Origin of the sequence: Bacillus cereus group sp. MYBK220-1 (assembly GCF_051916445.1) — a bacterium.
GTDB classification, from domain to species: Bacteria; Bacillota; Bacilli; order Bacillales; family Bacillaceae_G; genus Bacillus_A; species Bacillus_A cereus.
This window is the reverse complement of the sequence record NZ_JBQAGQ010000014.1, coordinates 17645-32047: the sequence shown is the minus strand read 5'-3', so window position 1 is coordinate 32047 and position 14403 is coordinate 17645. Positions and strand designations below refer to the sequence as shown.

The window sequence follows — 14403 nt, the reverse complement described above, 5'->3', positions numbered from 1 at the left end:
AAAAATTTTTAAAAAATTAAAGGGAAAATAGAAAATTTGTGGAATTTATACAAATATATCGCTTATTTAGAAAAGGGTGGTGAACACAAGATGGAAGTGACTGACGTAAGATTACGCCGCGTAAACACAGAAGGCCGCATGAGAGCAATTGCCTCTATTACTCTAGACCATGAATTTGTTGTTCATGATATTCGTGTAATTGATGGTAATAATGGATTATTTGTAGCAATGCCAAGTAAACGTACTCCAGATGGAGAGTTCCGTGACATTGCACATCCAATTAATTCTGGTACACGCTCTAAAATTCAAGATGCGGTTTTAACAGAGTATCATCGTTTAGGCGAGTTAGAAGAGGTTGAGTTTGAAGAAGCAGGTGCTTCGTAAAATTCGAATGAAAAGGGCTTTTGACAAAAAGCCTTATAATTTTGTAGCAAACTCCTGTAAGCATTTACAGGAGTTTGTTTTTTTTTGCTTTATATTTGGAAACTGCATAATTTATTAACATAAAAAGAAGAAACTACTAATTTTTTCAAAATCATTTTAAATAGTATAGCTTATTTCTTAAAAAAGATACTAAAGAGTAAAACATCTTATAAGAATTATGGTAAAATTTAATAGTTAAAATGTGTTTCTTGAAATATATGATGATTTAGGATAATATCTTTAATGGATAAATAGGTTGCGATGGAGGGTCTATATGTCAAACAGATTTGCAGTGATTCTAGCTGCAGGTAAAGGCACACGTATGAAGTCTAAGCTATACAAAGTGCTGCATCCTGTATGTGGAAAACCTATGGTACAACACGTAGTCGATCAAGTATCTCAATTAGGATTGCAGAAACTTGTAACGGTTGTTGGACATGGTGCTGAAATGGTACAAGAACAGCTAGGGAACGTAAGTGAATTTGCATTACAAGCAGAACAACTTGGTACAGCACATGCTGTAGATCAAGCTGCAAGTGTACTTGCAAATGAAGAAGGAACAACTTTAGTTATTTGTGGTGATACGCCTCTAATAACTGCTGAAACAATGGAAGCATTACTTCAGCAACATAAAGAAGCAGGAGCAATGGCGACGGTGCTAACAGCATACATAGAAGAGCCTGCTGGATATGGCCGTATTGTTCGTAATGAGAATGGTCATGTTGAAAAGATTGTTGAGCATAAAGATGCAAATGAGAAAGAATTAGCTATTAAAGAAATCAATACAGGTACGTATTGTTTTGATAATAAGGCTTTATTTGCTTCACTTTCTAAAGTTTCAAATGATAACGTGCAAGGTGAATATTACCTTCCAGATGTTATTGAGATTTTAAAAAATGAAGGTCATATCGTATCAGCTTATCAAACAGAGCAGTTCGACGAAACGTTAGGTGTTAACGACAGAGTCGCTCTATCGCAAGCGGAAATTATTATGAAAAACCGTATCAACCGAAAGAACATGGTAAACGGTGTTACAATTATTGATCCAAGTAACACTTATATTTCTGCTGATGCAGTTATCGGTAGTGATACAGTTCTTCATCCAGGAACAATTATTGAGGGGAACACTGTAATTGGCTCTGATTGTGAAATTGGACCGCATACAGTAATTCGCGATAGTGAAATTGGAGATCGTACGACAATTCGACAATCTACTGTACATGATAGTAAGCTTGGTACAGAAGTATCGGTTGGTCCATTTGCACATATTCGCCCAGATTCAGTTATTGGAGACGAAGTACGCGTTGGAAACTTCGTGGAAATCAAAAAAACTGTCTTTGGTAATAGAAGTAAAGCTTCACACTTGAGTTATATCGGGGATGCACAAGTTGGAGAAGACGTGAATCTTGGTTGTGGTTCAATTACGGTGAACTATGACGGTAAGAATAAATTCAAAACTGTGATTGGTAATGGGGTATTTATTGGATGTAATTCAAACCTTGTTGCTCCAGTAACAGTTGAAGATGGTGCTTATGTGGCAGCAGGCTCTACAATTACAGAGAATGTTCCATCAAAAGCATTATCGGTAGCACGTGCACGTCAAGTTAACAAAGAAGACTATGTTGATCAATTGCTGAATAAGAAAAAATCATAATGTGGAGGGTTAATCTAGATGTCGACTCAATATCTAAATTCTAATTTGAAAGTATTCTCTTTAAACTCTAATAAGGAACTTGCTGAGCAGATTGCAAAGCATATTGGAGTAGGGCTAGGAAAATGTTCTGTTGATCGTTTTAGTGATGGAGAAGTTCAAATTAACATTGAAGAAAGTATCCGTGGTTGCGATGTATTCATTATTCAATCTACAAGCTTCCCAGTAAACGAACATATCATGGAATTACTTATTATGATTGATGCATTAAAACGTGCATCTGCGAAAACAATTAATATTGTTATTCCTTACTATGGTTATGCGCGTCAAGACCGTAAAGCGCGTTCTCGTGAACCAATTACATCGAAACTTGTAGCAAACTTGCTTGAAACAGCAGGTGCAACTCGTGTAATCACTCTAGATTTACATGCTCCACAAATTCAAGGGTTCTTTGATATCCCAATCGACCACTTAATGGGTGTACCGATTCTTTCAGATTACTTTGAAACAAAAGGTCTTAAAGATATCGTAATCGTGTCTCCTGACCATGGTGGTGTAACTCGTGCAAGAAAAATGGCAGATCGTCTAAAAGCGCCAATCGCTATTATTGATAAGCGTCGTCCTCGCCCGAATGTATCAGAGGTAATGAACATTATCGGTAATATTGAAGGTAAAACAGCGATTTTAATTGATGACATCATTGATACAGCTGGTACAATTACATTAGCAGCAAACGCTCTTGTTGAGAACGGTGCTTCTGAAGTATATGCTTGCTGTACACACCCAGTATTATCTGGTCCAGCAATTGAGCGTATTCAAAATTCAAATATTAAAGAGTTAGTTGTAACGAACTCTATCGTATTACCAGAAGAGAAGAAAATCGACAAAGTACATGAACTTTCAGTTGCTCCATTAATCGGAGAAGCAATCATTCGTGTATACGAAGAAGAATCTGTGAGTGTATTATTCAATTAATTGGATAGAATGAGACGTAACCAAAATTGGTTACGTCTTTTCGTATCGAAAAAAGAAAGTAGTGGTACAAGAATGAAATTGATAGTAGGACTTGGGAACCCAGGTAGAGAATATGAATTAACAAGGCATAATATTGGATTTATGGCCATTGATGAACTTGCGAAGCGTTGGAACATTTCTTTGAATGAACAAAAATTTAAAGGTGTATTTGGTGCAGGGTTTGTTAATGGAGAAAAGGTAATCTTATTAAAGCCGCTAACATACATGAACTTATCTGGGGAAAGTATTCGTCCACTCATGGATTATTATAAAATTGATGTTGAGGACTTCGTTGTTATGTACGACGATTTGGACATTCCTGTAGGTAAATTGCGTCTTCGCATGAAAGGTAGTGCTGGTGGACATAATGGTGTAAAGTCAACGATTTCGCACCTAGGAACACAAGAATTTCAACGTATCCGTATGGGAATCGATCGCCCGAAAAATGGAATGAAGGTAGTCGATTATGTATTAGGACGCTTTACATCTGAAGAGATTCCGGATGTTAACCATTCTATTGAAAAAGCAGCGGATGCATGTGAAGAGTGGCTAAATAAGCCTTTTCTCCAAATCATGAATACTTTCAATAGTTAAAAATGAGATTGGGAATATTTCTCTTTTGTTTTACCCATACTAGTAGTAATTGAATTTTTAGGAGGCTAGTATGGAAGGGTATTATTATTGCAGACACTGCGGAGGTAATGTAGGCTCCATTAACGCAGAAAAAGTATATAGCGACGTTTTATTTCAACTAACAGAGCAAGAAGTAGTAGAAATGATTCATTTTCATGAGAATGGAAATATATATATAAAAACGATTTGTGAATCGTGTCAAGAAACGCTCGCATCTTATCCTGAGTATTATGAGTATGAAAAATTTCTGCAATAAAATGTTGTCGCTTTGGCATGTCCAAAGCATTTTTCTGTTTTCCTTTTCCAAAATATTTGCATAAAATAGAATGACTTGCTCTTTATGTTGAGAGGAGTTTTAAAAATGATAGGTTTATTAGAGCAATTTTATAAAAATGAAGAGATACAATCGGTTATTAATGGATTAGAAGATGGGTTAAAAGAACAACTTATATCAGGGATGGCAACGTCTTCTCGTTCATTATTAATGGCGGCTTTATATAAAAAAACAAAAAAATCACAATTAATCGTGACGCATAACTTATACCAAGCACAAAAAGTACATGAAGATTTAGTGGCGTTACTTGGTGAAAAAGATGTGTGGTTATATCCAGTGAATGAACTGATAGCATCGGAAATTGGAGTTGCAAGTCCAGAATTGAAGGCGCAACGTATAGAAGTGTTAAATCGCTTGGCTGCGGGAGAGAATGGAATCATTGTAGCGCCAGTGGCAGGATTGCGTAGATTTTTACCAATAAAAGAATTGTGGAAGCAAAAGCAAGTTGAAATCAATCTAGGGCAAGAGATTGATTTAGATGCGCTCTTGCATACTTTACATCATATTGGCTATGAACGTAAGTCGATGGTAGAAGCTCCAGGGGAGTTCAGTTTGCGTGGGGGAATATTAGATATTTATCCTTTAACTGAAGAACTACCATTTCGTATTGAATTCTTTGATACAGAAGTCGATTCTATTCGATTATTTGATGTGGATGAACAGCGTTCTCAAGGTAAAAAAGAAAGCGTTAGGTTTGGTCCAGCAACAGAGTTTTTATTTTCACAGGAAGAATTAAAATCAGGAATTCAGCATCTTGAAGAAGGTTTGACTAAGACGATGCAAAAACTTTCTGATGATAAACTAAAGACTACAGTGCTTGAGACGGTAAGTCATGAAATTGAGATGTTGAAAAACGGGCAAAGTATAGAACAGATGTTTAAATACTTATCTATTTTCTATAAAGAACCTGCTAGTCTGATAGATTATTTACCAGAAGACGGTGTTGTAATTTTAGACGAGATTTCCCGTATTCAAGAAACAGCATCGCATCTTGAAACAGAAGAGGCGGAATGGTATATATCACTTCTTGGTGAAGGAACAATTATTCAAGATTTATCTTTCTCTCACCCATTCGAGGGGTTTCTTCATCATAAAAAAAGAAGTTTTGTATATTTAACGTTATTCTTGCGTCATATCGCACACACACATCCGCAAAATATTGTTAATGTAACATGTAAAACAATGCAAGATTTCCATGGACAGATGAATTTGTTAAAAACAGAAATTGATAGATGGAATGAAGGGCATTTTACGACTGTTGTACTTGGAACAGATGATGAACGTGTGAAAAAATTACAACATATTTTAAGTGATTATGATATTGAGGCAGATATTGTAGAAGGTACAGATATTTTATTGCCTGGAAGGTTACAAATTGCTGTAGGTGATTTACATGCAGGTTTTGAAATGCCGATGCAAAAGCTTGTTGTCATTACTGAAAAGGAGCTTTTTCATAAGAAAGTTAAAAAATCACAACGTAAACAAAAGTTATCGAATGCTGAACGTATTAAAAGTTATTCGGAATTAAAAGTTGGAGATTATGTAGTTCATGTAAATCATGGTATAGGTAAATTTTTAGGTATTGAGACATTAGAGATTAATGGTGTTCATAAAGATTATTTAAATATTAAATATCAAGGTAATGATAAGCTATACGTTCCAATTGAACAAATTGATCAAGTTCAAAAATATGTAGGATCTGAAGGTAAGGATCCGAAAGTTTATAAATTAGGTGGTAATGATTGGAAGAAGGTTAAAACAAAAGTTGAAAAATCTGTACAAGACATTGCGGATGACCTAATTAAACTATATGCTGAGCGCGAAGCTTCAAAAGGCTATGCATATACGCCAGATACGGCAGAACAACAAGAGTTCGAATCATCTTTCCCGTATCAAGAGACAGAGGATCAGTTACGTTCTATTGACGAGATTAAAAAAGATATGGAACGCGGACGCCCAATGGATAGGCTCCTTTGTGGTGACGTAGGATATGGAAAGACTGAAGTGGCTATTCGTGCGGCATTTAAAGCAATTATGGATGAAAAACAAGTTGCAATTTTAGTACCGACAACGATTCTTGCGCAGCAACACTATGAAACGATTCGAGAGCGTTTTCAAGATTATCCGATCAATATAGGCTTATTAAGTAGATTCCGTACGAGAAAACAACAAAATGAAACAATTAAGGGCTTAAAGGATGGAACAGTAGATATTGTAATCGGAACACATCGTATTTTATCTAAAGATGTTACGTATAAAGATTTAGGGCTTCTTATTATTGATGAAGAACAAAGATTTGGTGTAACACATAAAGAAAAAATTAAACAATTGAAGGCGAATGTTGACGTATTAACATTAACGGCAACTCCGATTCCGCGGACGCTTCATATGTCTATGCTTGGTGTGCGCGACTTATCTGTTATTGAGACACCACCAGAAAATCGTTTCCCAGTCCAAACGTATGTAGTAGAGTATAATCCAGCATTAATACGAGAGGCGATAGAGCGAGAGCTTGCAAGAGGTGGTCAAGTTTACTTCCTATATAACCGTGTAGAGGATATTGAAAGAAAAGCGGATGAAATTTCGATGTTAGTTCCAGATGCCCGCGTAACGTACGCACATGGGAAAATGAACGAAAGCGAATTAGAGTCTGTTATGCTATCATTTTTAGAAGGACAGCATGATGTTCTTGTAAGTACAACAATTATTGAGACGGGTGTAGATATTCCGAATGTAAATACGTTAATTGTATTTGATGCAGATCGTATGGGATTATCACAGTTGTATCAGCTTCGTGGGCGTGTTGGACGTTCTAATCGTGTTGCATATGCATACTTTGCATATAAACGTGACAAAGTGCTGTCAGAGGTTGCAGAGAAGCGTCTACAAGCAATTAAAGAGTTCACGGAACTTGGATCTGGTTTCAAAATTGCGATGAGAGATTTATCTATTCGTGGAGCAGGTAATTTGTTAGGGGCAGAACAGCATGGATTTATTGATTCTGTCGGATTTGATTTATATTCTCAAATGTTAAAAGATGCAATTGAACAGCGTAGAGGAACAGATGGGGCTGAAAATATAGTTAATGTTGAAATTGACTTAGAGGTAGATGCATATTTACCAGATGCTTATATTTCAGATAGTAAGCAAAAAATTATGATGTATAAACAATTTAGAGGTGTTTCTGCAATTGAGGATATTGAAGAATTGCAGGAAGAAATGATCGATAGATTTGGCGATTATCCACAAGAAGTTGGTTATTTATTACAAATTGCAAATATTAAAGTGTTGGCAATGAAAGAACAAATTGAATTAATTAAGCAGAATAAATTTGAAGTAACATTCCTGTTTTCTGAACAAGCAAGCCAAAATATTGATGGTGGAAAATTATTCATGCTCGGAAATAGTTTTGGACGTATGATCGGTTTAGGAATGGAAGGATCACAATTGAAAATTGTTATGAAAACAAATGGCTTAGAGACATCGAAGTGGTTAACAATTGCTGAAAATTTATTAAAAGGCTTACCAGATGTAAAAAAAGAAGTAATAAATGCCTAAAATAAGATAAAAAAATACAATTCGACGTGCATAGAAGAACTAATGTGTAAAATACTATGTCTAACAGTTGGTGATTTTTACATGAACAGGTAAATTCACCACTTTGATCATCAGTAGAAAGTGAGGCAGCATTAGAATGAAAGCAACTGGAATCGTACGTCGAATTGATGATTTAGGCAGGGTAGTAATCCCGAAGGAAATTCGTAGAACCTTACGTATTCGAGAAGGAGACCCACTAGAAATATTTGTTGATCGCGATGGAGAGGTAATTTTAAAGAAGTATTCTCCAATTAGTGAGCTAGGTGATTTTGCAAAAGAATATGCTGATGCTTTATATGACAGCTTAGGACATAATGTGCTTGTGTGTGATCGAGATTCTATCATCGCAGTATCAGGCGTATCGAAAAAAGAATACTTAAATAAAAGTGTTGGCGATCTAATTGAAAAAACGATGGAAGAACGAAAGTCTGTTATTATGACGGATGAAAGTGATATTTCCATTATTGATGGTGTAACAGAAAAGGTTCATTCTTATACAGTTGGACCGATTGTTGCAAACGGAGATCCGATTGGAGCCGTCATTATTTTCTCAAAAGAAGCCATTATAAGCGAGATCGAGCATAAAGCGGTTAATACTGCTGCCAGTTTCTTAGCGAAACAAATGGAACAGTAAGGGTATATTGATTTTAGAAGTAGCAATCTTTCCTAATTATGATCTTTCTTTTTGAGAAATCAATTATTTGGAGATATATGTATATTGAATGAAGGTAGCACTTTGCTACCTTTTTTCGTTGAATATTTTTAACATGTAGGAACTCATTATTACCCGTGTTGGTAAGGGAGTTTGTTCTTTTCTTTATGATATAATACGAGAGGTGAGAATAGAAAAAGGAGTTTTCTTGTATGGAAGCGAAGAAGTATCAAGCCTTTTGGCGTGGGGCTATTATATTAACGATTGCAAGTTTTGTTACAAAAGTATTAAGCGCTTTTTACCGTATTCCATATCAAAATATAGCGGGGGATATTGGGTTTTATATTTACCAACAAATTTACCCGTTTTATGGATTTTGTTTAATTTTAGCTACTTATGGATTTCCTGTTATCATTTCGAAAATGGTTGCAGAACGACTAGAGCGGGGAAAACAAAAAGAAGCAGAAGAAATTATTTGTGTATCTTTTTGGTTCTTATTAGGAATTGGTTTTATAGGCTTCTTTACATTGTTTTTTGGGGCCGAAACAATTGCGGCAGCTATGGGCGATATACACTTAGATAAGTTACTACGTGTTATTTCATTTTCATTCTTATTGATGCCATTTTTGTCTGTAGCAAGAGGGTATTTTCAAGGATTTAATAATATGATGCCAACGGCTGTTTCGCAAGTAATAGAACAAACAATTCGAGTTTCTATTATTGTGTTTTTATCGCTATTCCTAATTGCTCACGGATTTGATTTATATACAGTTGGTGCAGGGGCTATGTTAGGCTCAATTGCGGGTGGACTTATTGGGATTATTGTACTTATATTGTATATGCGTCAAGATTTTCGTTCTATATTCTTCAAAAGTGCAGCGAGAATTAAGGGTAAAAGGAAGATAGTTAAAATCCTTTTTTGGCAGGGGTTAGCGATTTGTGTTAGTAATTTAGTGCTTATTTTTATACAGATGGCTGATTCAGTGTCCTTTTACAGCTTACTTATTGGTGCGGGAGAACAGGCTGAAAATGCAAAGGTATTAAAGGGTGTTTATGATAGAAGTATTCCGCTAATGCAATTAGGTACTGTTGTGACGACTTCTTTCTCGTTGTCACTTATTCCGATTATTACAGCGGCGAAGGAAAGAGGAGATCTTTCCTTTATTCAAGAAAAGGTAAAGTTAGCAATGAAAATAACATTTGTTATTGGACTTGCAGCAGCTATTGGACTAACTTGTATTATTCAACCTACCAATATTATGTTGTTTGAAAACAGTGATGGATCAGATGTTTTATCTATTTTATCGTTATCTATTTTATTTAGTTCATTGTCAATTACGACAGCTTCTATTTTACAAGGATTAGGGCAAACGTTTAAGCCAGCATTATTTGTTGTATTTGGAGGTTGCTTAAAGTTAGCGTTAAATTATATATTCATGCCTTATTTTGGTGTGAAAGGTGCAGCTTTTGCGACTTTATGTGCGTTAATTATAATCTCTGGATTAAATAGTTTGTTGCTTACGAGAGCTGTATCAGGGTCACTTATCAATAAGCGAAATATGTTAGGGATAGTAATTAGTGGTATTTGTATGGGATTTGTATTAATGGTGTTCACACGTGTGTTACAGATGTCTGGATTAGTAATTAATACGGAACATAGAGGAAGCGCGACGCTTGAAGCGTTGTTAGGTGTAGCCATCGGCGGATTGACATATATGTTTTTTATTTTGAAATTACGTGTATTTACAAAAAAAGAATTAGGAACCGTTATGAAACAAGAGAAAAAAGAAGGTTCATTGAAGAAGAGTGGATAGAGGTGACTGGTTGTGAGTGGAATCATTACTATTTTAGGTTTAGGAGCTGGTGAATTAGATCAGCTAACGATGGGTGTATATCGAAAAATAAAAGAAGCAGACCATCTGTTTGTTAGAACGAAAGAACATCCAGTTATAGAAGAATTGGAGAAAGAAGGCGTACAATATACGTCTTTTGATGCTGTATATGAAGCACATGATACGTTTGAAATTGTATATGAAACAATTGCGAATAAATTGCTAGAACAAGCTGAAGGTACAGAAATTATCTATGCTGTTCCCGGGCATCCACTTGTAGCAGAAAGAACAGTTCAGCTGCTGTTAGAAAAAGGAGAAGTTTCAAATGTTGAAGTGCGAATTGAGGGTGGACAAAGTTTCCTTGATCCTATGTTTGCAAGTCTAAAGATTGATCCGATTGAAGGATTCCAATTACTTGATGCTACATCATTTGAAAGAGGGCAATTAGAACTGCGTCAACATTTAATCTTTTGCCAAGTATATGATGCATTCGTTGCATCTGATGTGAAATTAACATTAATGGAGATGTTACCAGATGATTATGAAGTGTATATCGTAACAGCTGCAGGAACTTCATTTGAACAAGTAAAGAAGGTACCGTTGTACATGTTAGATCATGAAACGGAATTGAATAATTTAACGAGTGTGTACGTGCCGCCAGTTCAGGAGCGTGCGTCCTTGTATCAACAGTTTGATGTTCTTAGAGAAATTATTGCGGAACTTCGTGGTCCAAATGGTTGTCCGTGGGATAAAAAGCAAACACATCAATCATTAAAGAAATATTTAATTGAGGAAGCTTATGAAGTGTTGGAAGCAATCGATGAAGAGGATGATGATCACTTAGTAGAAGAATTAGGTGATATATTATTACAAGTTATGCTTCATGCTCAAATCGGAGAAGATGAAGGTTGGTTCTCTATAGATGATATCATTCGAACTCTATCTGAGAAAATGGTTCGTCGCCATCCGCATGTGTTTGGAAATACGGATGTAAACAGCGCTGATGAAGTGATTGCAAATTGGGAAGAAATTAAAAAACAAGAAAAAGGATTCGTGAAAGAATCTGTTTTAAATGGCGTTCCCAAAAGTTTGCCACAGTTACTACGCGCCTATGAAATTCAGAAGAAAGCTGGTAAGGTTGGATTTGATTGGGTTGATGTGCAACCGATGATAGAGAAAGCTTTGGAAGAATGGCAAGAGTTCCAACAAGAGGTTACAAATATGGATGAGGAAAAGATGCTGGGTGAGTTTGGTGATTTACTATTTGCATTTGTTAATATAGCTCGTCATTACAAAATAGATCCAGAAGAGGCGTTACGTTCAACTAATGAGAAATTTACTGGTCGTTTTTTATACATGGAGGCAAAAGTAGCTGAAATGAATAAAGAGCTGAAAGATTTATCATTAGAACAGTTAGATGTTTTATGGGAAGAAGCGAAACAAACAGAGCGTTAATAGGGGGATTTGATATGCGTCTAGATAAGTTTTTAAAAGTATCACGTTTAATTAAAAGAAGAACATTAGCGAAAGAAGTAGCTGATCAAGGAAGAATATCTATTAATGGTCAAGTGGCAAAAGCGAGTTCTGATGTGAAAGTAGCTGATGAATTAACAATTCGTTTTGGTCAAAAAATAGTGACTGTGAAAATAAATGAATTAAAAGAAACAACTAAAAAAGAAGATGCAGCAAATATGTATAGCTTAGTTCGTGAAGAAAAAGTAAAAGCGGAAGAAGGCTTGTTCTAAAATCATTTATCCCCTCATACATTACTATTAGCTAGTAAAAACCTATGGGGGGATTTACGTGAATAATGGTTACTCACCTACGTCTTCTAATCAACAAAATGTTTCTGTAGAGCATGACATTATTATGCGTGGCAGGCGTATAATTGATATTACCGGTGTGAAGCAGGTAGAGAGTTTTGATAGCGAAGAGTTTTTACTAGAGACCGTAATGGGTTTTTTAACGATTCGTGGTCAAAATTTACAAATGAAAAATTTAGATGTGGAAAAAGGTATTGTGTCGATTAAAGGGAAAGTTAATGAGATGCTGTATATTGATGAAAATCAAGGGGAAAAAACTAAAGGTTTCTTTAGTAAGTTGTTTAAATGAGCTTAACAATTCAGTTGTATACAATGCTTTCAATGATTGGAATGGGTGCTTGGATTGGAGCGTCTTTAGATACATATCAACGTTTTTTAAAGCGCCAAGAACGTAAACGTTGGCTTGTATTTATACATGATATATTATTTTGGATTGTCCAAGCATTATTCGTCTTTTATGTATTGCTTCTCGTAAATGAAGCTGAGCTACGTATATATGTGTTTTTGGCATTATTATGTGGTTTTGCGGCATATCAAAGCTTATTGAAGGCACTATACATGAAGCTGTTAAATTTTCTCATCTATATTTTTATGCAAACAACATATTTTTTTGTTCGAATTATACAGCTACTCATGATAAAACCTGTTATTATTATAGCGCAGCTATTTATTGCATTTATATTATTCTTATTTCGTATACTGCTTTCAATTGGACATGTGTTATGGAAAATGGTGATTTGGATATTACTTTTCATATGGAAAGTTTTTTTCTGGCCTGTTCGATTTATTGCTTCGCTCATATGGAAACTTCTCCCTAATCGTGTTAAACTTTTTATAGTGAAACATATAGGGTTCCTGCAATATATAGCAAAATTGAAGGGACATATCTTCCAACTATGGGAGCATATAAAAAAGAAGTTAGGGGGACCTCGGAAATGAGGGAACTGAGACAAAGAACAATCGAAAAACAGAGTCCAAATCCTGTTAAAGAGCATATAATACAAACGGATGAGAACAGGAAGCGACTTTATCGCCGTTTAGCGGTTTTTCTTGTCTTTACTTTTACAATTATTGCGAGTATTAGTGTAACGTTTTATCAACAAAACAGTTCCATTAAAGCAAAAGAAGCAAAAGTTAAGGACATGAAAAAAGAACTGGATTCATTAACGAATAAAGAAAAAAGTCTAAAAGACGAAGTTCAAAAGTTAAATGATGAAGAGTACGTATTAAAGATTGCTAGAAGGGATTATTTCTTCTCTGGTAAAGGGGAGATAATTTTTCCTGTTTCTAAGTAGAGTATGTCTTATTGACACTATATTTTAGGATTATATATAATAAAGTAAAATTTGACTTTTTAACCACTAAGGAGGAGCATTTTTTTTATGTCAATCGAGGTAGGCAGCAAGTTACAGGGTAAAGTAACAGGTATTACAAATTTTGGGGCTTTTGTGGAGCTGCCAGAGGGCTTAACGGGTCTTGTTCATATTAGTGAAGTTGCTGATAACTATGTAAAAGATATTAACGATCACTTAAAAGTGGGCGACCAAGTAGAAGTAAAAGTTATTAATGTTGAAAAAGATGGAAAGATTGGTTTATCTATCAAAAAAGCGAAAGAACGTGAAAAAACAGAAGGAGATCGTCCACGTGGTGAATACCAACGCGGTGGTGATCAACAACGTTCTGGACGTCCACAACGTAATAATCGCTCTTTCAACAGAGATAATCGCGGTGGCGGTAACGACCGAGCTCCGAAAGAAACATTTGAGCAAAAGATGGCACGCTTCTTAAAAGATAGCGAAGATCGTTTAACTTCTTTAAAGCGTAACACAGAGTCTAAACGTGGTGGCCGTGGCGCGCGTCGCGGATAATAAGGACGTTTAGTTTTTAACATATAGAGAGGTACCCAGAGTGATGGCTCAGGGTGCTTTTTTATATGTAAAAAATATTTTCAAAAAAGTTTTTGAGATGTGTTGACTTTAATCAGTATCTGATGTAAGATACTAATTGTCCGTTAAATAAGACGACATGGCGGTGTAGCTCAGCTGGCTAGAGCGTACGGTTCATACCCGTGAGGTCGGGGGTTCGATCCCCTCCGCCGCTATATTTAATTTAACGGCCCGTTGGTCAAGTGGTTAAGACACCGCCCTTTCACGGCGGTAACACGGGTTCGAATCCCGTACGGGTCATCTAAAAAGATCATGCAAATTTGCATGATCTTTTTTTTGTTAAATAAATTAAGATATACAACACTTCTACAAAATCACCCTATATTTTCTGAATATTTAATTAAAATATCGAAAATAACTTACATACCCTGTATATCTGTAGAGTTATTTCGAATAAAAAGTCGAACGATTATAAAAGTGAAAACTGTTGTTTTGACAAAAAAACCAACAATCATCTTTTATAATGACAGTAATTAAACTATGCAGGTGGTGTTAAAA

The 14403-nt window shown here is 35.5% G+C and carries 14 protein-coding genes and 2 tRNA genes; all 16 read left to right on the top strand.

The genetic code is table 11. From position 1 onward, the window contains the following. Positions 1-90 precede the first annotated feature (90 nt). Positions 91-384, top strand: a complete 294-nt coding sequence (gene spoVG / locus ACTFRU_RS28840) for a septation regulator SpoVG (protein WP_000454041.1) — start codon at positions 91-93, stop codon at positions 382-384. 313 nt (positions 385-697) lie between these two features. Beyond that, positions 698-2077, top strand: a complete 1380-nt coding sequence (gene glmU / locus ACTFRU_RS28835; protein WP_000071041.1) for a bifunctional UDP-N-acetylglucosamine diphosphorylase/glucosamine-1-phosphate N-acetyltransferase GlmU — start codon at positions 698-700, stop codon at positions 2075-2077. An 18-nt stretch (positions 2078-2095) separates the two neighbouring features. After that, positions 2096-3049 (top strand): ribose-phosphate diphosphokinase, encoded by a 954-nt coding sequence (locus ACTFRU_RS28830; RefSeq protein ID WP_000107420.1) that lies wholly within the window; start codon positions 2096-2098, stop codon positions 3047-3049. Positions 3050-3121: 72 nt separating this feature from the next. Continuing rightward, on the top strand, positions 3122-3682 hold the full coding sequence (gene pth / locus ACTFRU_RS28825; RefSeq protein WP_000767702.1) for an aminoacyl-tRNA hydrolase: 561 nt from the start codon (positions 3122-3124) through the stop codon (positions 3680-3682). A gap of 70 nt (positions 3683-3752) precedes the next feature. Next, entirely contained in the window at positions 3753-3977 is a 225-nt protein-coding gene (locus ACTFRU_RS28820) for an anti-sigma-F factor Fin family protein (protein ID WP_000399438.1), read from the top strand. 105 nt (positions 3978-4082) lie between these two features. After that, a complete protein-coding gene (mfd, locus tag ACTFRU_RS28815) occupies positions 4083-7613 on the top strand; it encodes a transcription-repair coupling factor (protein ID WP_000579686.1) in 3531 nt (1176 codons plus the stop codon). A 136-nt stretch (positions 7614-7749) separates the two neighbouring features. After that, entirely contained in the window at positions 7750-8286 is a 537-nt protein-coding gene (gene spoVT / locus ACTFRU_RS28810; RefSeq protein WP_000648302.1) for a stage V sporulation protein T, read from the top strand. A 230-nt stretch (positions 8287-8516) separates the two neighbouring features. After that, complete coding sequence (locus ACTFRU_RS28805; protein ID WP_000387579.1) at positions 8517-10118, top strand: putative polysaccharide biosynthesis protein; 1602 nt, start codon at positions 8517-8519, stop codon at positions 10116-10118. A gap of 12 nt (positions 10119-10130) precedes the next feature. Further along, a complete protein-coding gene (gene mazG, locus ACTFRU_RS28800; RefSeq protein WP_400856858.1) occupies positions 10131-11591 on the top strand; it encodes a nucleoside triphosphate pyrophosphohydrolase in 1461 nt (486 codons plus the stop codon). 14 nt (positions 11592-11605) lie between these two features. Then, positions 11606-11881, top strand: coding sequence for an RNA-binding S4 domain-containing protein (locus tag ACTFRU_RS28795; RefSeq protein WP_001234876.1), 276 nt, complete (start codon positions 11606-11608; stop codon positions 11879-11881). 58 nt (positions 11882-11939) lie between these two features. Next, a complete protein-coding gene (yabP, locus tag ACTFRU_RS28790) occupies positions 11940-12248 on the top strand; it encodes a sporulation protein YabP (protein WP_001059104.1) in 309 nt (102 codons plus the stop codon). Further along, positions 12245-12898, top strand: a complete 654-nt coding sequence (gene yabQ / locus ACTFRU_RS28785; protein WP_000059772.1) for a spore cortex biosynthesis protein YabQ — start codon at positions 12245-12247, stop codon at positions 12896-12898. Before yabP ends, yabQ begins: the two co-directional genes overlap by 4 nt. Further along, on the top strand, positions 12895-13254 hold the full coding sequence (gene divIC, locus ACTFRU_RS28780) for a cell division protein DivIC (protein ID WP_001208739.1): 360 nt from the start codon (positions 12895-12897) through the stop codon (positions 13252-13254). The genes yabQ and divIC overlap by 4 nt, the downstream gene beginning before the upstream one ends. 87 nt (positions 13255-13341) lie before the next feature. Beyond that, positions 13342-13827: a S1 domain-containing RNA-binding protein gene (locus tag ACTFRU_RS28775; RefSeq protein ID WP_000021451.1), complete on the top strand. Its 486-nt coding sequence runs from the start codon at positions 13342-13344 to the stop codon at positions 13825-13827. Between the two features lie 159 nt (positions 13828-13986). Next, positions 13987-14060: transfer RNA gene (locus ACTFRU_RS28770), tRNA-Met, on the top strand. Between the two features lie 13 nt (positions 14061-14073). Beyond that, a tRNA-Glu gene (locus tag ACTFRU_RS28765) sits at positions 14074-14145 on the top strand. Positions 14146-14403: the final 258 nt, after the last annotated feature.